15 protein-coding genes are annotated in these 20,070 nt (G+C 61.4%); 8 read left to right on the forward strand and 7 right to left on the reverse strand.

Features of this window, described 5'->3' with window-relative positions; translation table 11 throughout:
- Positions 1-19: 19 nt before the first annotated feature.
- Positions 20-1,663, reverse strand: a complete 1,644-nt coding sequence (locus IPV69_RS02820; protein ID WP_206293398.1) for an NAD(P)/FAD-dependent oxidoreductase — start codon at positions 1,661-1,663, stop codon at positions 20-22.
- Between the two features lie 48 nt (positions 1,664-1,711).
- Here IPV69_RS02820 and IPV69_RS02825 point away from each other — a divergent pair, with 48 nt between their 5' ends.
- Together IPV69_RS02825 and IPV69_RS02830 are read left to right on the forward strand one after the other, a co-directional pair.
- Positions 1,712-2,779 (forward strand): pseudouridine synthase, encoded by a 1,068-nt coding sequence (locus IPV69_RS02825; RefSeq protein WP_206293399.1) that lies wholly within the window; start codon positions 1,712-1,714, stop codon positions 2,777-2,779.
- A 284-nt stretch (positions 2,780-3,063) separates the two neighbouring features.
- Positions 3,064-4,002 (forward strand): ferritin-like domain-containing protein, encoded by a 939-nt coding sequence (locus IPV69_RS02830; protein WP_206293400.1) that lies wholly within the window; start codon positions 3,064-3,066, stop codon positions 4,000-4,002.
- Between the two features lie 102 nt (positions 4,003-4,104).
- Here the strand turns inward: IPV69_RS02830 and IPV69_RS02835 are convergent, their stop codons facing one another.
- Positions 4,105-5,937 carry an alpha-keto acid decarboxylase family protein gene (locus IPV69_RS02835; protein WP_206293401.1) on the reverse strand — a complete coding sequence of 611 codons (1,833 nt, stop codon included), beginning with the start codon at positions 5,935-5,937 and terminating at the stop codon, positions 4,105-4,107.
- A 327-nt stretch (positions 5,938-6,264) separates the two neighbouring features.
- Here IPV69_RS02835 and IPV69_RS02840 point away from each other — a divergent pair, with 327 nt between their 5' ends.
- From IPV69_RS02840 to IPV69_RS02850, 3 genes are read left to right on the forward strand one after another with little or no spacing between them, the layout of a single operon-like run.
- Positions 6,265-7,356: a phosphotransferase gene (locus IPV69_RS02840; protein WP_206293402.1), complete on the forward strand. Its 1,092-nt coding sequence runs from the start codon at positions 6,265-6,267 to the stop codon at positions 7,354-7,356.
- Positions 7,357-7,403: 47 nt separating this feature from the next.
- On the forward strand, positions 7,404-8,327 hold the full coding sequence (locus tag IPV69_RS02845) for a Do family serine endopeptidase (RefSeq protein ID WP_206293403.1): 924 nt from the start codon (positions 7,404-7,406) through the stop codon (positions 8,325-8,327).
- 60 nt (positions 8,328-8,387) lie between these two features.
- Positions 8,388-10,355, forward strand: a complete 1,968-nt coding sequence (locus tag IPV69_RS02850) for a S9 family peptidase (RefSeq protein WP_206293404.1) — start codon at positions 8,388-8,390, stop codon at positions 10,353-10,355.
- Between the two features lie 142 nt (positions 10,356-10,497).
- On the opposite strand, the gene IPV69_RS02855 is transcribed toward IPV69_RS02850, so the two are convergent.
- The 3 genes from IPV69_RS02855 to IPV69_RS02865 form a co-directional block, all read right to left on the reverse strand.
- On the reverse strand, positions 10,498-11,844 hold the full coding sequence (locus IPV69_RS02855) for a Gfo/Idh/MocA family protein (RefSeq protein ID WP_206295633.1): 1,347 nt from the start codon (positions 11,842-11,844) through the stop codon (positions 10,498-10,500).
- Between the two features lie 124 nt (positions 11,845-11,968).
- On the reverse strand, positions 11,969-13,312 hold the full coding sequence (locus IPV69_RS02860; RefSeq protein ID WP_206293405.1) for a Gfo/Idh/MocA family oxidoreductase: 1,344 nt from the start codon (positions 13,310-13,312) through the stop codon (positions 11,969-11,971).
- Between the two features lie 86 nt (positions 13,313-13,398).
- The gene (locus tag IPV69_RS02865) at positions 13,399-14,523 is read right to left on the reverse strand and encodes a hypothetical protein (protein WP_206293406.1); all 1,125 of its coding nucleotides are present in this window, start codon (positions 14,521-14,523) and stop codon (positions 13,399-13,401) included.
- 322 nt (positions 14,524-14,845) lie between these two features.
- Here IPV69_RS02865 and IPV69_RS02870 point away from each other — a divergent pair, with 322 nt between their 5' ends.
- The 3 genes from IPV69_RS02870 to IPV69_RS02880 are packed head-to-tail and all read left to right on the forward strand — an operon-like array spanning position 14,846 to position 18,347.
- On the forward strand, positions 14,846-15,862 hold the full coding sequence (locus IPV69_RS02870; RefSeq protein WP_206293407.1) for a ThuA domain-containing protein: 1,017 nt from the start codon (positions 14,846-14,848) through the stop codon (positions 15,860-15,862).
- A 16-nt stretch (positions 15,863-15,878) separates the two neighbouring features.
- Positions 15,879-16,928 carry a Gfo/Idh/MocA family protein gene (locus tag IPV69_RS02875; RefSeq protein WP_206293408.1) on the forward strand — a complete coding sequence of 350 codons (1,050 nt, stop codon included), beginning with the start codon at positions 15,879-15,881 and terminating at the stop codon, positions 16,926-16,928.
- Between the two features lie 36 nt (positions 16,929-16,964).
- Positions 16,965-18,347, forward strand: coding sequence for a sulfatase-like hydrolase/transferase (locus IPV69_RS02880; RefSeq protein WP_206293409.1), 1,383 nt, complete (start codon positions 16,965-16,967; stop codon positions 18,345-18,347).
- Between the two features lie 82 nt (positions 18,348-18,429).
- Here IPV69_RS02880 and IPV69_RS02885 read toward each other — a convergent pair whose 3' ends face one another.
- Positions 18,430-18,846, reverse strand: a complete 417-nt coding sequence (locus IPV69_RS02885; RefSeq protein WP_206293410.1) for a hypothetical protein — start codon at positions 18,844-18,846, stop codon at positions 18,430-18,432.
- 163 nt (positions 18,847-19,009) lie between these two features.
- Entirely contained in the window at positions 19,010-19,996 is a 987-nt protein-coding gene (locus IPV69_RS02890; protein ID WP_206293411.1) for an ABC transporter substrate-binding protein, read from the reverse strand.
- Positions 19,997-20,070: the final 74 nt, after the last annotated feature.

Below are 20,070 nucleotides of genomic sequence, written 5' to 3' on the forward strand. Positions count from 1 at the left end.
TATTCGACGCGCCGGTGGGTCATGTCTGTACCACCGGTGCATCCATCGGTGCGTCGATCGACGGGTTTCCGGTGGCAGCCTGGCGGCGGCCGAACCAGAGCTTGAGCCGTAGCCGGACTGCGTCGATTTCGGCCCTGATCCACAGTTTTGCTCCGCGACCGGCCATCCGTAGCGGTGCCAGTCCAAGGTCATAGAACGCCTTGATTCGCCGGCCATCGTTCCGCAAACCCGCCTCGCCCGTTCGGCGGCGAAGGTCGGCAATACGTCGTAACCGCCATTTCATAAATGCCAGGAGCATGTACGACGGGTATGCCGGTTTCGGTCCGAGCACGGGCTCATTCACAAACCGCTTGGCGAATCGATACGCGGGGACGACCAGGAAGATGTAATAGAGCGCCGTGTCGATGAGAAATGACGCGCTGATCAGGTCGTGTTCCCCCATCAACTGGTACTTGTCCCGGTACACGCAGCGGAAGAACCAGCGATACGAGCGATCGAAAGTTGCGTTGTGCTCCCGCATCTGTTTTGCGAACACCGCCGTGCTTCCTGCATCAGGCGGACTGGCGGCGGTCTGGGCCAGAATGATCTGGACCGTTGCATCGACCGAGAAGCCGACGTGATCGAGCCCCGGTGAGTAGTAGGGGTCAATAAATGCCGCGGCGTCGCCGACCAAGGCCCACCCCTCGCCCATGTATTGTCGGGTGAGATAGGCCACCCGGCTGAGCGCTCGAAGGTCTCCGACGTCCGGCGTCGCCCCGCCGATCAACTGCGCAAGGGAAGGGATGGACTTCAGGAATGTTGTGTAGGCGTGAAGTCGTTCGCGCGATTCGTGCAGCGCGTGAATCCGCTTGTCGAAGACGATTCCGATGCTTGTTTGGCCGTTGCCCAGAGGGATGACCCAAACCCAGTATCCGTGGCCGACGTAGTGGTTCGTCGCCAGGCGACGTGATCCAATGTTGCCGGCGGCCAGCGGGGGGGCCTCAAGGGCCGCAATGTCATCAATGTGGCGCACGCCGTCCCACCGGCACCAGATCGAAGCAATCGGATGCTCGTCATTCCAGTCGATGAGCTTCAGGTGCTTTCCGAGGAAGCAGGAACGGCCCGAGGCGTCAATCAGCCAGCGGCAGCGGACTTGACGTGTTTTTTCAACCCCTTCGACGGTCTGCGTGACTGTCAGGCCGGTATCAAATGGCTGGACATCGACGTCTTTAACCCGTGCCGGACGCAGCAGTTGAGCGCCTGCGTCGCACGCGAGTTTGAGCACGTGCTCGTCCAGAACATCACGACGTAGCTGGAACGATGGAACAAGACTCCGGTAAAACGGACCGGTTTCGCTGGCGTTTTCATGACCGGTGACCTGGTCGTTACTCGACCAGTAACGAAGGCCTTCTTTCGGCAGGTGATTGCGTTCCAGATGCTGCCAGAGTCCGAGTCGGCGGGTCAGAAACATCGCCGACATCTCGGTGGTCGCCTCGCCGACTTTGGCGTCAAAGGCAGCCCGTTTTTCCACGATGAGGACACTCAGCGAGGGTGCCTCACGTCGAAGCAGCAATGCCGCTGCGCCGCCGGCAATCGCGCCACCGATGATGATGACGTCGTAACGAGCAAGGTCGTCGGTTACATCCATGATGCTCAGGTCGATGTCCGCGAATAACTCGGGCAACGACCGGGCATCATACGCTTCGGCGTCGAGTAAGGTAGAATGGTTTCCGTGAAAGAACGCATCCAGAAAGTCCTTGCCAATTACGGCGTCGATTCTCGCCGCAACATCGAGACCATGATCCTCCAGGGCCGCGTCGCGGTGAATGGCAGGGTTGTGACCAAGCTCCCCATCCTGATCGACCCGGAAAAGGATCACGTCACCGTGGACGACGAGCCCGTTAAGCTGGCCACTACACGAAAAGGGAAGAAGCCGGTCGAGAAGCTCTACTTTCTGTTGAATAAGCCACGTGGCGTCTACAGCACCAATGTCGCCCAGGGAGAACAGAAGCTCGCCAAGGACCTGCTCCCGCCGAACCTACCCAGCCGTGTTTATCCCGTCGGCCGACTTGACGCCGATTCCAAAGGTCTGCTGCTGATGACCAACGACGGCGAGCTGACCAACCTGCTGACTCACCCGCGATACGAGGTACCCAAAACGTATCGTGCCGAGGTGGACGGCTATGTGACGGACGACGAGATCAACAAGCTCCGCAAAGGCGTTTACCTGGTCGACAAGGACGGAGATGGGTCCAAGACCGAGCCGTGCATTATCAAGATTACCCACCGCAGCAAGGACCAGACGATCCTGGAAATCACGATTCGGGAAGGCCGAAACCGGCAGGTTCGGCGAATGCTCGCCAGGGTTGAGCACAAGGTCCGTGATCTTATGCGCGTGAAGATGGGCCCGCTGACGCTGCTGGGCGTCAGTTCCGGAAAGTTCCGGCCGCTGACGCCGCGTGAGGTTAAGGCTCTCTACAGCCTGGCGAAGGATCGAACGCAAAAGGTTCCAACCAAGCCGGCTCCCAAGAAGCCCGGATACCGCGCCGTCGAGCAGGCCGATGCGACACGTGACCTGGCGGTCGAGTTCGAGGACGACGAACTGCTCCGCGAGGCGGGTATCACCCGCGGCGACCTGAAGCCGCCCAAGGCAAAGACAAAGACGACCGACGCGGACATCGAGTTGGAGCCTGGCGACGAGAGCGAAGTCGAGTTTGTCGATCTCACTGACGACGAGCAGGCAGAACTTGAGGCCGAAGCCCGCCTTGCGACACAGGACGACGACGAGATGCCCGAGTGACTCGGCGCCGGGCGGCGACGGCCTGAACAAGGCAAGCATCGAGCCATGAACATCTGTCTTGATGAATAACTTCTAACACATCCATTTCAGTACGCCCTCCGTAACGCATCCTGCAGGGCCGACAATCAGTTGAGTTCGGCCGAGAATCAGAGCACGTCGTTCTGACTGCATTTACGCCTATTGATGTTCACATTTCCTCGCGTCGCGAATCGCCTCCCTGCGAACTGCAACGAGTCTTCATCGACTTCGGGGAGTACTGCGCGATGACATTCCAGGAGCCGCTCATGTTCAATCGTCTTTCCATCGTGCCGGCGTCGACCTCCAGCCGATTCAGCACGCCTCGGCGTCGCTTCCTTCAGCAGGCCCTGGGCGGCATCGGGATCGCCGGACTCGCTCATTTGGGTTTCATGCCAAATGCCGCACTGGCCGTAGATCCGACGACCGAAGGCCTGCGGAAACAGCCGTCAGCCAAGCGCGACCAGGACATCCTGAACTTCGCGTTGAATCTGGAATACCTGGAAGCGGAGTTCTATCTTCGTGCGGCTACCGGGCAAGGCTTGACGGTCGCGGACGACATCAGCGGCGAAGGCGGCACGCCCGGCGAAGTCACCGGCGGCAGGGCGGTCAACTTCGACACCGCCGCCATTCGCGACTACGCCAATGAGATCGCCGCCGATGAACTGGCCCACGTGCGTCTGCTGCGTTCGGCCCTGAAAAAACCGGTTCCGCGCGTCGCGATCGATCTGTCGGCGAGTTTCACGGCGGCAGCCCGCGCGGCAGGTCTCGTGGGGCCGACTGAAGAGTTCGATGCATTCGCGAACGAGTCCAATTTCCTGCTCGCAGCCTACATCTTCGAAGATGTAGGAGTGACGGCGTACAAAGGCGCGGCCCCGTTGCTCCGCAGCAACGCGATCCTCGAAGTCGCGGCCGGGCTGCTGGCCGTCGAGGCCTACCACGCCGGACTGATCCGCGGCGTACTGTTCTCCAAGGGCCTGGGCACACAGGCGAACGCAATTTCCGATCTGCGCGACGCGGTCGACGGCGACGCCGATCTGGACCAGGGTATCCTCAACACCGATTCGACGGCCAACATCGTTCCGACGGACGCCAACGGCCTGACCTTCAGCCGAACGCCAGGCCAGGTGCTGAACATCGTGTATCTGAACAGTGCCGGTACACCCGGCGGATTCTTCCCCGCCGGCATCGCCGGAAAGATTCAATAGGGTCTGCGCGGGCGGACATGGTCGACCGACCATCCGAGATGACGAAGGGCGCGCGGGTTGATTCCCGCGTGCCCTTTCTCGTGCTGTCCGCCAAGGTGGACCCTACTTTTTGGCGCCGCGCAGCCGCGCCATCTCGGCGGTCATGTTGGCCAGTTGCGGGCTCATGTCGTCGCGGGGAATGCAGACATCGATCACGCGGACCTCGTTGCTGCCGAAAGCACTTCGGATGGCACCATCCAGTTCACCCTTGGTGGTCGCCCGCGCCGCGGTACCGCCGCCGACAAGATCGCAGATCTTTCCGTAGTCCCATTGAGTGACGACGTTAAACGCGCCATCGCGGATCTTGCGCATGGTGCCGTAGCCGTCATTGTTTACGATTAGAATGATCGGCTTGAGTCCAAGCCGGACCGCCGTCGAGACTTCCGTGCCGGTCATCTGGAACGCGCCGTCGCCCACCAGCACAAACGGCCGCAGTCGCGGGTTGGCCTTCGAAACGCCGATGCACGCCGGCACGGCGAAACCCATGGACAGGTAATATGCAGGCGCGATGAACTCGGCTCGCTTGCCGGTCCGAATGCCGACCGCGCCGAAGATCGAATCGCCGACATCGGAGATCACGCAGGAGTCGTCGTCGAGGTTCAGCGAGAGGATGCGGAACACTTCGGCCATCGTCAGTTTGTCGGTCAGTTCCTTCTTCGACAGCGGCGTGGGAGCCTTTTGCTTGGCCGGGTGTTTGAACTTCTTCGGACTGATGCCACCCTTGCCCAGCCCCTCAAGGAAGTCGCGAAACTGAACACCGTCGTAGCGATGGAACCCCACCAGCGTTTGTTCGCTGGTGGCCAGAACCGTCTTGCTGCGGTCGAGCTTGGCGGTGTAAATGCCCATGCTCATGTCGGTGATGAACGTGCCAAGCATCAACACGCAGTCGGCTGATTCGACGTAGTCGCGACACGCCTGATCGCTGCTCATCGCGCCTCCGTAGACGCCAAGATAGAGCGGATGATTCTCTGCGACCGCACTTTTGGAAAGCAGGTCGGCGGCGATCGGAATGTTCAACTTTTCGGCGAGCTTGATCGCCAGGTCCGTCATACCGAAGCGATGAAGTTCAACGCCGGCAAAGATAACCGGCTTCTTCGCCTCGGCCAGCAGGCTTAGTGTTTCCTCGAGTGATGCCTTGAGCGTGTCCGGGTCGCTGGTGGGCTCGGCCGGGTCGGCCGGCAGATTAATGGGAATCTCACGATCGACCATGTCGTGCGGCACTTCGATATAGACCGGCCGCTTGTGCCGCAGGCATGCGTCGACACATCGAACGATCTCAGCCGCCGCGCGGTCCTCATCCAGAAGAACGGTGCTGGCAACGGTCACCTCGTCGAACACCCGCCGCTGGGTTTCGAACGTCTTGACCTTGTGATGCAGGAGGGGGTCTTTCTCGCGATCCTTCTTCCCCGGCGCACCGCTGATGACGACCACGGGCGATTTTTCGGCGTATGCGCCGGCGATCGGATTCAGCAGGTTTAACCCGCCGACGCAGTAGGTCACACAACAGAGCCCGATGCCATTGACCCGGCTGTAGGCGTCGGCGGCGAAGCCGGCACCGGGCTCGTGGGTCATCGTGATCGACTCGATCTTCGACTTGTCGAGCCACGCGAAGGTGGGCAACGCGAAGTCGCCCGGGACGCCGAAACTGTGCCGCACACCTTTGCGGTGCAGATACTCGAAAAGGAATTGCCCCATCGGCATGCGGGCGGGAAACCCATCGGCCGGGACTGATCCCGGCGAAGCGACGTTTCGTCTTGCTGCCGCGCCGGTGGTGGCTTGAGTTTCTTTGGTCTGTCGTGATTTCCCGACATGCGGCTGTCCCCCTTGGGGTTTTCCGTTGTGAACCCCGAGCAAAGGCGTGGTGATCCTGGCCGATGAGAGCGTCTTACGAGCCATTTCAGCCTCCAGCCGCCGTTGGCGGCGCTGATCCGTTTGCCGTTCAACAATGCCCGCCGACTTTCCACTCATTCTACGACACGGCCGGAGGCAAGGGGTTACAAACCGGACGCAATCGTCCGGTAATCCACAGGAGTTACGGGCGCCGCAGATGGCGCGCCGATGGGCATAAATAAACAGTCGTTTGGCGCGTGGGGCATACTGATATAATCTCTGCATCATCGAGGCCGACTGTCGTGGTCACCGCGATCGCGGCCTCTCCTGTCTGCTCGGCCGGAAGTGACCGGGTTTCGGGCTTAACGCCGACTGAAAGAACGATCCGAACGCATGCCGCCGCCACCCTCGAACACTGATACTCCCACCTCGGGCGGCGCCAGCGGCGGCGGCGTTCGCCAGACCGGCGGTCGCGAAGGCTTCGCCACCGAAGAACTCACGATCATCATGTCGCACTTCGATATTGGAGTGCTCGACTCGATCGTTGAGTATCCCAAGGGGTCACGCAAAGCCCCCAAGCTTCTGATCGTCAGTGAGCAGGGGAAGTTCCTGCTCAAACGCCGCGCCCGAGGGAAAGATGATCCCTACAAGGTGGCGTTCAGCCATTCGTTGCAGCTCTACCTGGCGAGCAAACAGTTCCCGCTTCCGCACCTGATCGGCACGAAGAAGGACAACAACTCGATGTTGCAGTGGCGCAACGGCGTCTACGAGTTGTTCGAGTACATCCCTGGTCAGCCCTATCCGCAGACGCTCGAAGCCACCTTCGACAGCGGCCGCGTCCTTTCCCTGTACCACAAGCTGCTGATGGACTTCCGGTCCGAATGGCAACCGGTCGGCGGCAGCTACCACGCTGCGCCAAGCGTCGAGCAGGGGCTTCGGGCGATTCCGCAGGTCATTCGCGATACCGGCACCGACATCGGTCCGCTTGTGCAATATCTGCTCGACAGCTACCGACACGCTGCCCAGCAGGTGGAAAGTTTCGGGCTGAGCACATGGCCGAAGCAGATCGTTCACGCTGACTGGCACCCGGGAAACATGCTCTTCCGCGACAACCATGTTGTCGCCGTAATCGATTACGACTCGTCCCGCCTCCTCCCGCGGATCATCGATGCTGCCAATGGCGGGCTACAGTTCAGCATCCTCGGCGGCGATGAAGACGTCGCCAAGTGGCCCGAGTATCTCGACGAAAGCCGGTTCAAGCGATTTTTCCGTGGCTATGATGAAGTGAGCCTGATGAGCGAAGCCGAGCTTCGCGCGGTGCCGTGGCTCATGATTGAAGCACTGATCGCCGAGGCCGTCTTCCCGATCGCGGCGACAGGGCAGTTCGGCAAGCTCGAAGGTCTCCAGTTCCTGATCATGGTGCAGCGCAAAGTGGAATGGATGCAGAAGAGCGCGGATCGTCTGGTAGAATTGGCGTCCGGTTAAGCGAAAGCGTTGTCGGGTCTGCGGGCCCGGTGCCACGGAGCGGCTGTATGGCAGTTCGACGTCGTGTTTTTGCCATCGCGGTTCTGGGCGTTCCAGCATTGCTTGCCGGGGCGGGGTCGGTGGGCGTAGCCCAAGAACAGCCGCCGGCGATTCAGCCCTCTGGTCGCCAGCCATCCGCCATCCCTCCGAATGACAGTGAACCGCCGGTTACCCCTTCGTCGCTGCGAAAGCCGATCGTTGTAGCGACACGCCCGACCGCTGCCGAAGTTCGCGCACAGATGCCCCGCCTGTTCGCCGACTTGGCCAATGCTGACCCTGCGATTCGCGAAAACGCCCGTGTGGGGCTGATGGGCGCATCCCGGATCGATCTGGGCGCATTTGAGAAGATCGTCCGTGAGAACCTGCCGCTCGTGCCCGCCCAGGCGGCGGTTCTGAAGGAGATTGTCACCCACGCGTATCTCGCCGGCGAGGAATACCCCGCGGTCGAGCGGGAGGGATTCCTGGGCGTGCGTCTGCTCGAGGTCAATGTCGTATCCCGGCCCGAGCAGAACGACGGTCAGGCAGGCGATGACCCCAACCCGTTCGACCCGCGTCGGCCGCTGACTTCGGGTCCGCCGACGACGGGCGTGCTGATTGTTGAGCGTATGCCCGGCTTTTGTGGAGCGAGATCGCTCCTGGACGGCGATGTCGTCCTCGGGATCGTCGAGCGCCCGGGTGAGCCGGTGCGAAATCCCTCCGAGATGCGCGAGAAGGTAACCGGGTTTAAGGCCGGCGAGACGATCCACTTCCAGTTGCTGCGGCAAGGGCAGGTGATCAACGTGCCCGTCACCCTCGACCCACGCCCCGAAGCCGCCGACCCGCTGAACGCAGGCCTGAACGCCATGCAGAACCTGATCGACGACCGCAAGATGCGGGCGGCGGAGTTTTGGGACAAAGCGTTCGCACCAATGCTTAAGGAAGCCGCGGGGTGATCCTGCCGGACCACGGATGCAGGGTCAAAAGTCCACCAGGCACTACAAAGGAATCCAGCCATGAAATCACGCCTCTTGCTTTCCGCCTGCGCGATTGCCGCCGCTGCTTTGTCAGGTGCCGCAGCTGAGACGCCCTCGACACAACCCGTCCTGACGCCGGCGTCGAACCTGGTCGTCGATGGCATTCCGCCAATTCCGCAGGCGATCGCAGACGAGGTGAACCGCTACACCGAGTTCCGATCGGCAGGCCTGGCGTCCTGGCATCCGGTCAAGCGGCAGATGCTCATCCGCACTCGCTTCGCCGACACGGTGCAGATCCACGAAGTCACTCAGCCACTGGGGATGCGGAAACAGGTCACCTTCTTCCCTGACTCCGTCAGCGACGCCTACTACCCGCCCATGCCGGCAGGCGGCGACGCCAACTGGTTTATCCTCGCCAAGGACATCGGTGGATCGGAGTTTGATCAGCTTTTCAAGTACGACTTGACCAGCGGCGATGTGACGCTTCTGACCGACGGTAAGAGCCGTAACAGCGGGCCGCGTTTCAGCAAGGACGGCAAAAAGTTCGTCTACACCTCCACCCGCCGCAATCGCAAAGATCCTGACTTCTACGTTGCCAGCAGCGACGCGCCCGGCGACGCGAAGATGGTCTATCAGGCCGACGCACCCGGCTGGTTCCCGGCTGCGTGGTCTCCCGACGGATCGCTTCTGCTGACGGGAAAGTTCTCGTCAGCCAACGAGTCGAGCCTCTGGATCGTCAACCCGGCGACCGGCGAGAAGACCCGGCTCTCGCCCGAAACCGAAAAGCCCACGCGCTACTCCGGCGGCTACTTCTCCGCCGACGGCAAAGGCGTCTACCTCACCACCGACGCGGGCTCCGAGTTCGAACGCCTCGCCTACATCGACATCGCGACGAAGGAAATCGCGTATCTTGCGCCCGACGCCAAGTGGGACGTCGAAGACTTCACCGTCTCCGACGACGGCAAACTGCTGGCGTATACGACCAACGAAGACGGCTCGGCCGTTCTACATCTGCTCGACACAGCGACGCGTAAGGAACTGCCGCTGCCGAAACTCCCGCCTGGACAGATTTCCACCCTCAGCTTCCACGCCAACTCGCAGGATTTGGGCATCGTGCTCAACAGTGCCAAAGCCCCCAGCGATGTGTATTCAGTTGACGTCAAGTCAGGCGTGCTGACGCGATGGACGCAGAGCGAAACCGCCGGACTCAATACCGACAACTTCCCCGACCCCAGCCTCGTCCGCTGGAAGAGTTTTGACGGTCTGCAGATCAGCGGCTTTCTCTACAAGCCCGACGCGGCGAAGTTTCCCGGCAAACGGCCGGTCATTATCAACATCCATGGCGGCCCGGAGTCGCAGTTCCGCCCCGGCTTCATGGGTAGTTACAACTACTATTTCACCAAGCTCGGCTGCGCGGCGATCTTCCCCAACGTCCGTGGCTCCAGCGGTTACGGTAAGACGTTCCTCACGCTCGACAATGCCGAGAAACGCGAGGACAGCGTCAAGGACATCGGCGCACTGCTCGACTGGATCAAGACCCAGCCCGATCTTGACCCCGACCGTGTGATGGTCGTCGGCGGCAGCTATGGTGGCTATATGACACTCGCCGTCAGCGTGCACTACGCCGACCGGATCCGCTGCGCGATCGACGTGGTTGGGATCAGTAACTTCGTCAGCTTCTTGGAACGCACCGAGCCGTACCGCCAGGACCTCCGCCGGGTCGAGTATGGCGACGAGCGCAACCCCGCCATGCGAAAGGTGCTCGAACAGATTTCGCCGCTGAACAACGTCGCGAAGATCAGGAAGCCGCTGATGGTCGTCCACGGCGCCAACGATCCGCGCGTGCCTTTGTTCGAAGCCGAACAGATCGTCAAGGCGATGAAGGAAAAGCAGACGCCCGTCTGGATGCTGGTGGCAAAGGACGAGGGGCACGGCTTCGCGAAGAAATCGAACTTTCAGTTTCAGTTTTACGCCACGGTGGCGTTTGTGAGGAAGTTTCTGCTGTAGATGGGTGTCCTCGATTCGCGTCCATTCGGAGCCTGGGACCGCCGAGCGCTTGCTCGGCATCTGGAAGCCGAGCAGGCGCTCGGCGGTCCCAGGGCGCGAATCACGATCGGCTATTTAGGTATGACCCGCACCCTGCTAAGCCCTACAACTCCCACCCCTTGCGATACTCGCGACGCAGGAATCGCTCGGCTTCTGGCGCGTTGGTGAACTTCATATTCTTGGTATCCCACTCCAACCGCCTGCCGGCGCGGTAGGCGACATTGCCCAGGTGGTTGGCTTCTGTGAGCGGGCCCGAGTACGAGAAATCACACGTCGACTTCTTCCCGTTCTTGCACGCCTTGATCCACTCGGCGTGGTGACCGATGGAATCGGGAATCGTCTTGGCCGGACGTTTGAAATCGGTGAACTTCGCCTCCGGAAGAAGGACGTGCTTGCCGTAGTCCGACAGCAGCATGCGGCCTTCGCTGCCGACGAACAACACGCCATTAGCCCATTGCGGGATGCCGCCGTCTGTCCAGATCTTGGGCTTCATCGCGCCCTGATACCAGGTGAGTTTAACCGGCGGCATGTCGCCGCGCTGGCCGTACTCGTAGGTAGCATACATGCTGGCCGGAGCGATTTCGGGGTGCGGCGGGGGGCCGCCGGCTTCGATCGCCGTCGGGGCGTCGAGCTTCAGCGCCCACCAGGGTAGGTCGTTCCAATGGCTTCCCAGGTCCGACATCGTGCCGTTGCCGAAATCCCACCAGCGGTACCACTTGGGCCCGGGGAAGTAGACGTCGTGGTACGGCCGCATCGGCGCGGGACCGACCCAAAGATCCCAATCCAGATAAGGCGGAACCGGCGATTCGCCTTTGGGCCGGTCGATCGTCCAGACGATGTCCTTGTTGGTCTTGGCGTCTTCCTCGCTTTGCCAGCCCCACGCTCGGCTTACCCAGACGTGCGCCTCGGTGACGGGGCCGATCGCCCCGGCCTGGATCAATTCTACCACCCGGCGGTAGTTGGTCCCGGCGTGGATCTGCGTGCCCATCTGCGTGGTCACCCCAGCCTCCTTCGCCGCGAGGGTGATTAGACGAGCTTCGTGCACGTCGCGGGTCAGCGGCTTCTCGCAATAGACGTGCTTCTTGCGCTTCAACGCCGGCATTGTCGCGAAGGCGTGCGTGTGTTCGGGAGTGGCTACGGTGACGGCGTCAAACTCGCTGTCCTTCAGGGTGTCGTAGAGCTTGCGGAAGTCTTTGAAGGTCTTGGCCTCGGGGAACTCTTTCTTGGCCGCGTCGACCGCCCGGTCGTTCACGTCGCAGAGCGCGACGACGTTCTCGCCCTTGACGCCGTCCAGGCTCGCCCGGCCGCGCCCGCCACACGCGATGACGGCGATGTTCATTTTGCTGTTGAGGTTCTGTCCGCGAAGGATGTTGGGGAAGCCAAGCGTGGCGGCACCGGTGACAGCCGCGGATGCAGCGAGGAACTTACGACGTGACAGCGGGCGAGGCATAACGGTCTCCGATATGAGGTGCGCGAAAGGGCGTCTGTCGCGGGTCTGCCTTAACTATTGAACCCCAGTCATATCGTTGAAAGCGGATCGCAATTGACATCGATCCACTTGGATAGACCACCTGCTACACGTCCGCCGGATGCTTCCACGGTGCCCGGTACGGACGCTTGATCAGCTTGTCGGCGTCGGTGTCGCCGGTTTTGCCGTCGGCATTGACCTTCAATGTCCGTCCGCCGAGCTGCGCACTGATGTTCGCCAGGACGCACGCCGCTGTGCTCGTGTAGCCTTCGGTGATGTCGGCGACCGGCTTCTGCCGCGATTCGATGCAGCTCAGGAAGTTCTTCATTTGCCCGCGGATGGCTGGCGCGACATGCTTCTCCAAGTCCTTCTCGGTTTTGTCCTCGGGGAACTGTTCGAGCTCGTACGTCACATCTTTATGAACGGGGTCGCCTTTGCCTTGCGGGATGAAGTCGTAGCTCATCACGCTCGCCTTGAGCGTTCCTTTGTCGCCGTAGATGGTCAGGCCCCAGGGGTACTTGGGGTCGGGCGGAGTCCCCCAGGTGCGATGCGTCCAGACCATGGGAACGCCGCCGAAGTCCCAGGTCGCGGTCTGCGTATCAGAGATGTTCGCCTTGGACGCCTTGTCGACCAGGATGCCACCGGTCGAGGCAACGGTCGATGGCCAGCCCAGGTTGAGCATCCAGCGTGCGCAATCCAGCATATGAATGCACATGTCGCCGACGATGCCATTGCCGTATTCGGTGAAAGAGCGCCAGCGGCGCGGGTGCACCAGCTTGTTGTACGGTCGCATCGGCGCGGGGCCGGTCCACAGTTCGTAGTCGAGATTCTCCGGCGGCATCTCGTCCGGCGGATTGTCCTTCGCCCGCATGTGGTAGTAGCAATAGACCTCGACCAGGCCCACCTTGCCGATCCGCCCGCTGTCGAGGAACTCCTTCTTTGCTTCGATCAAGTGCGGCGTGCTGCGGCGCTGCGTCCCGATCTGAACCACTCGCTTGAGCTTCGCCGCCGCTTCGACCATCGCCTTGCCTTCGGCGACATCGACGGAGATCGGCTTCTGGCAGTAGACATCGGCCTCGGCTTCCATCGCTGCGATCGCGTGCAGCGCGTGCCAATGATCGGGCGAACCGACGATGACGATATCCAAGTCCTTCTCCTTCAGCATCTCCCGGAAATCGCCGTAGGTTCGAGGCTTCTTCTTCGAAACCTGCCGCTCCGCGATCATATCCGCCGCGCCGGCGAGCATCTGTTTGTCTACATCGCAGATGCTCACGACATCGACCGGTGAGACCTGGATCAGCCGGAACAGGTCGCACTTGCCGTACCAGCCGGTCCCAATCACGCCAACGCGGTACTTTTTTTGGTCCGCGGCAAAGGCAAGGTGCGCATGGGGTAAGAGGGCCGCGGCACCAAGGGCGGACGTCGAGGTGAGAAACTGTCTGCGGTTCATCAGGCTTCTCCGGTGGCAGCAGGCGTTGGGAACGGTCGATGCTGCAACTGTAACGGTCGCTCGGAGAAGCCTGCAAGGCCTGAACGTTACGTCTTAGTAGCCGTCAGACGCACGTTGTCGAACGCGACCTGCAGTGCACCCGCTGTGGCCTTGTTATCCAAGTTCACCAGGAAGATGCGCAATGTCTGCCCGACCAGCGAACTGCTGGCGTCAACGGCCGAGCTGCTGGCGCTGAAGTCTTTGAACGTCAGGCTGGTGACCGACTCGGCGTCACCGGTGGTTGTCGCAATGCGCGTGCTGCCCGCGAATAGAGAGATCCGGAAGTTCTCCATGACCAGATCGCCCCGATTGCCGATCGCGACTGTCAACTTGTACGTCGTGTCGGCTTCCAGTTTCGTCGCCAGTGCCTGCGATGAATAGCCTGCACCATTGATAAAGAGGAATTGCTTGCCCGCGCCCGGCGACGAGAACTTGCCGGCCGTCGGGCTGGTGTCGTCGGCGTTGGTGAAGCTCTCGTTCCGCGGGTTGAACGCGTTGATCACGAAGTTGTTACGCGTCCAGGTCGTCACGCCAATCACCGCACGGTCGATCGGGGCCGCGTTCGACTCGAAAGACGAGTTGGTCACCGGGACATTCACGGTTCCGCCTGGTGGAGGCGGCGGCGGTGACACCGGCACGCTCGTCGAGACCTTGATGTTGTCAAAATCGACCTGGTTCGCCGCCCCTTTGGTGCCTAGATTCGAAAGTACGATCTGCAAAGGCTGGCCCACCAGGGGGTCGCCTTCAGCGAACAGACGACTGGTCGCACTGTAGGTCTTGAACGCGAAGTTGGCGATATCCGCTTCGGCATCGCCGGACTGGCTCGCAATCAGTATGTTGCCGGCGTAAAGCGCGATACGGAAGCGGTCCATTACCAGGTCGTTACGATTGCCTACCGCGCCGGAGATCGTGTAAGCCACGCCCGACGACACCGTGACCCCCAACGTCTGGCTTACCGCCCCCTTGCCGTTGATGAACAGGAACTGCTTACCCGCGCTCGGTGCGGCGAGCTTGCCGGCGGTGGGGCCGGTGTCGTCCGCGTTCGTGTAACTTTCGTTTCTGGGATTAAACGCGTTGGAAACCGAGCCGTTCTTTCGCCAGGTCTGGAGGCTCGTTACGGCGCGATCCTGCGGTGCCGCGCTCAACTCGAACGAAGCATTGACCACGGGCACCGCGGCACAGAGGCGTCGTGGCTCGAGGATGTCTATGAGCGGGCGTAGACGGGCAACGGTAGATTGGCTGTGACTAGACATGGTGACGTCCGGCTATGAGCGGGTGGTGGAACTTCAGCGAAGGATCGCTGTGTAAGGTAGACTATAGGGTCGAACGGGAGGGAGTGTCGAAGGTTTCTGCAGATTGAACTTGCGGCTTCCGGGCAAACCCGCGTGAGGTGGCACCGCCGGTCATCTTTCACTTGGTTCAACACCGGCCGTTGCGGTTACTATCCCATGCTGGAGGCCGAGAACTCCCACGAACTATTCCGAGGAGAAACGAATGCGATCGCTGTTCCGACTGCTTTGCCTGGGTGTCGTCACTGCACTGCTGGCCACCCCGATCTTCGCTGCTGACAAGAAGAAGATTGTCTTCATCTCCGGTGGCGCGAGCCACGGATTTCTCTCCCATGACCACCTGGCCGGCTGCAAGCTGCTGGCCGAACGGGTCAACAAGATTGAAGGCTACGAAGCGACCGTCTTCTACAAGACCTGGCCCGAGGCCAAAATTCTTGAACAGGCGGCGGCGATCATCATCTACGCCGACGGCGGGGCGGGTCACATCGCCCTACCGCACAAAGACGAGTTGGTCGCGCTGTCGAAGAAAGGCGTTGGCGTTGGCACGATTCACTACGCCGTCGAGGTACCCAAGGAAAAGGGCGGCCCCGAATGGCTTCAGTTCCAGGGCGGCTACTTCGAGACCTTCTATTCGGTCAATCCGCACTGGCTCGGCACCTTCACATCGTTGCCCAAGCACCCGGTCGCCAACGGTGTGCAGCCCTTCGAGACCCAGGACGAGTGGTATTACCACATGCGCTTCCGTGACGACATGAAGGGTGTCACGCCGATTCTGTCGGCCGTCCCGCCCGATGCCACCCGCTCGAAGAAGGATGAGGCCCACGGCGGCAACCCGCACGTCCGGGCGGACATCGGCAAGAATGTCGCCGAACACGTCGTCTGGGCCAGCGAGAATGACGGAGGCTCCCGCGGCTTCGGCTGCACCGGCGGGCACTTCCACAAGAATTGGGCGAACGACCAGTTCCGCAAAACCATCCTTAACGCGATCGTCTGGATCGCCAAGGGTGAAGTCCCCAGCGGTGGCATCGACAGCAAACGCCCCGACGTGGACGAGATGCTCGCCAATCGCGACCCGGACGCCCCCAAGGAAGCAGTTCCTGAAGGTTTCGATAAGGCCAAGTTCGCAGCCGAACTGGAACAGATCAACCGCCCGGTCGGCCGCCCGCAGGCGAGCCGTCCGCAGCCCGGCCAGGAGCTGCTTCACGAAGTGGCGGCGAAATAGTTCGAACCAAACCGACGTGACCCTCCATCCGCCAAAAACACGCATCGCGCTCGTGGGTGCCGGCAATTGGGGCTGGCAGCACGCCCGTGTCTTCTCGACGCGGGCGGACTGCCAGCTCGTGGCCGTCGCGAGCCGTTCGAAGGACCGCGCTGACGAGCGGGCGCGGCAGTTCGGCATTGCCCCGTACACTGACATCACGACCATGTGCCGCGAACAGTCGCCGGACCTGATTTGCGTCAGTCTCCCGAACCAGGCTCACTTTACGCCGACCCTGGAGGTCATCCGATCCGGATGCCCACTGTTCGTCGAAAAGCCATTCGTCTTTCACCTGACTGAGGCCGACACGCTGCTGGCCGAGGCAGCCAGCCGGAAGCTGTTCTTCGGCATCAACTTTAATCACCGCTACGCCAAGCCGATCGCATTGGCTCGACAGGCGATCGATGCGGGAAAGCTCGGCGACATTGTGTTCTGCCACTGGCGCTTTGGCGGGACCGGGGGAACTGACCACCCCTTCAACAACCTCATCGAGACGCAATGCCATGCGCTGGACATGCTTGAGTACCTTTGCGGTCCGATCGACTCGGTCATGGCTGAGATGACCGACAAAACAAAGCCGGGCGTCTATCGCACCCTCGTGCTCGCGCTGCACTTCCGGAATGGTGCCGTTGGCTCGCTCGTCGGGTCGTACGATTCGAGCTACACCTATCCCGGTACCCATCAGCTCGAAATCAACGGAACCCGCGGCCGGGTGCTGGTGGAAGAAACCGTCAAGCGGTTTACCTTCAGCGAAGCGGGTAACGAAACGTCACAGGTCTGGCAGGCTGGGTACTTTAACGACCGCGATCGTGACTTCTACCAGACTTTTGACGCTCATGCCGCCGCGATGATTGACGCGCGTCGCAACGGCCAGGAGCCTCCCGTTCATGCACGCGCCGGCCGCCGGGCGTTGCTGTTGGCGATGGCCGCAATCGAATCGTTCAAGGGGGGCAAGCGCGTGGATGTCGAAACCGACTCCTGGGACGCATCGCCTCCAGCACCAATCCTGGCACCCCCGGCCAACCCTTAGTCTGTCCGATCCTCTAAATCCCTGGGTGAAAACGAAATGCAATCCGTCGATCATCGCGGCATGACCGCCGTCATCCGTCTTCTGATCGCGGCGATTGTCGCGATGCAATTCACCTCGGCGATTCACGCGGCCGAAGCGGTCAAGCCGAACATCGTCATCATCCTGTCCGACGATCAGGGTCGAGGCGATTACTCGGCGTTTGGAACGAAAGACATTCGCACGCCGGGGATCGATCGCCTGTACGCCGAGGGAATGGGGTTCGACAACTTCTTTGCCAATTGCCCGGTCTGTTCGCCGACGCGCGCGGCTCTGATGTCCGGTTGCTATCCGGATCGGGTTGGCGTGCCGGGGGTCATTCGCGACATCAAGACCAACTCCTGGGGCTACCTGGCACAGCATGCGACGCTTTTGCCCAAGGTGTTGAAGACGGCGGGGTACCACTCGGCGATCGTCGGCAAGTGGCACCTGGGCCTGGAGCCGGAAAATCTTCCGCTGGCCCGCGGCTTCGACCACTTTCACGGCTTCCTCGACGACATGATGGACGACTACTACACGCACCTTCGCAACGGCCACAACTTCATGCGAAGGGACCTCAAGGAGATCGACCCCGAGGGACATGCGACAGATCTGTTCACCCAGTGGGCCTGTGACTACATTCGCGAACGGGCCCAGGCGGGCGGACCGTTCCTTCTATACCTGGCGTATAACGCGCCCCACGACCCCGTTCAGCCTAAATCCGATTGGCTCGCGAAGGTAAAGACGCGCGAACCGAACATGCCTTCCAATCGTCAGAAACTGGTCGCCTTGATCGAACACATGGATGACGGGATCGGACAGGTACTGCGTACCCTCGACGAGACAAAGCTGGCGGCCAATACGATGGTGTGCTTCTCGTCCGACAACGGTGGCATACTGGCCAACGGTGCCAACAACGGCCCGTATCGAGGCGGCAAGCAGATGACCTACGACGGCGGATTGCGGGTGCCCTTTGCCATCCGCTGGCCAGCCAGGATCAAACCCGGGACGACCTCCGCCCGCCGGGCACTGACCATGGACATCTACGCCACGGCTTGCGAGGTATCAGGTGTGACGCCGCCTAAAGACATCGACGGCGTCAGCTTCCTGCCGACGCTGCTCGGGCAGGAACAGCCAGACACCGATCGGGCCGAATACTTTGTCCGGCGTGAGGGCGGACCTCAGTATGGAGGAAAGACCATCGAGGCTCTTCGGATGGGCGACTGGAAGCTGGTACTGAACAGCCCCTTTGCACCCGCTGAACTCTTCAACGTGAAAGCCGACCCGGCTGAGACGACCGACCTTGCCTCCAGGGAGAAAAAGAAGTTCCTGGAACTGTCCGCCGAACTGCGACGGCACATTCAACGCGGCGGGCAGGTGCCGTGGCAGAAGTCGGAACAGTAGAGCAGCACAACGAGGGACGCTGCGATTCGCGATGACTCCAGAATGGCCGAAGGCGAGCGGCTCTGCTGTCCTTCGGCAGCTATCAGGTGGTCGATCCGTCCGTCCCCACGGCAGCCGGCACCTCGACGGCGGGTACTGACTCTGGGGCCGCAGGCGTGGCGACCTCGAGGGTCTCCACGGCGGCTGACTCGACCGCAGGGGCGACAACAGCCGCTACTTTGCTGGCGGGTTTGCTCTTCTTCCTCGGGGCGATCTTCTTGGGTGCCGGCTTCTTCGCTGCTGGCTTTTTGGACGCAGCCTTCGCGGCGGGCTTGGCCTTCTTCACCGGCGACTTGGACTTGGCCGCCGGCTTGGCGGATTTCTTCATCGACGGCTTTACTGCCGACTTCTTGGCCGGCTTGGCTGCCTTCCCGGTGGCTTTAGCCTTCGTCTTGGCCTTGGCCGCTGGCTTTGTACTGCCGACGCTTTTCTTTTTGACGCTGCTCTTTGCCTTTGCCATGACGTCTCCCGAGAGGAATGTCGAACTGGACGCGGCCGCCCGCCCGGGCGAGCACGCTGGGTGCAGCTATATAAACCCAACGATTGGCGAAACGATACGTTTTTCCGCGCCGGCAACAGCCCTGTGGACTGCGGGAGGCGCAGTACACCGATGTTTCACGGGGCTACTTCGCGGCCGTAAGCGACTTGGGATCCACAAAACACTCCGCCGCAGGAACTGCTTTGTCGATCGCCTTCAGATCGACCAGCGCTTGGACGAGCGATTCCCAGCGGGCCATCGTCATGCAACCCAGGCCGGAGGTCTTGGTTGCTTCGTTGACGATCAGCGGCTTCTGCACCGCAGCGGACTCGGCCATCGTCGCAGCGTCCATGCTGGGATTCAGCTTCAGCATCGCCGCGTTCGTCGCTGTCGGGTCGGCGACATAAGCCTCCCACCCTTCGCGGCAGGCAAGAGTCATCTTGCGAACGAGTTCGGGGTTCTTCTTCACCACGTCGCCACGGGTGATCAGGACGGTGGTGTAGGGGTTGTAGCCAGCTTCCTTGACCAGGAAGGTTTTCGTCTCAACGCCGGCCTTTTTCGCCGCAAGGGGCTCGGAGGTGACGAAGCACTGCTGGGTGAACTTCTCGTCGGCCAGGAACTGCGCGATGTTCCCGCCGGGTGACGGGACGACCTTGCCCTTGGCCGCGCCGTACTTTTTCTCGAGGAAGAGCCAGTAGTCGAGCCCCTTCTGGACGGCGATGGTGCCGTCGGCCTTCATGACGCCTTCGATCGATGTCAATCCGCGTGACGCCCGGGTCATCAGCCCCTGCGGACAGTCCTGGTAGACGGCGAGCAGGGCGACGATGTCATTCCCGCCGGCCCGGGCCTTGACTACTTCATCGGCCGACGCGACGGCAAAGTCAGCCTTGCCCGATCCGACCATCTGCAGCGCCGGCGTGCCGCTGCCGCCGGGGGTGATCGTGACATCCAGCCCCTGCTTCTGAAATCCGCCACCCTCCAAACCGGCAGCGTAGAAACCGCCGAACTGCGGTTCGACGATCCAGTTCAGCTGGAGCGACACCTTCCCGCTCTTGCCGACATCAGCAGCGTCTTTCTTACAGCCAGGGAGGAACGCGAGAAGGATTGCGATGGCGTAGAGCGAGTTGCGCATGGGCAACAGATTAATCGCAGATTTGCGAGTTCACCACGAGAGGAACGGAAGCGATAACCACAAAGACGCGGAGA

The organism is Humisphaera borealis (genome assembly GCF_015169395.1).
Taxonomy (GTDB): Bacteria; Planctomycetota; Phycisphaerae; order Tepidisphaerales; family Tepidisphaeraceae; genus Humisphaera; species Humisphaera borealis.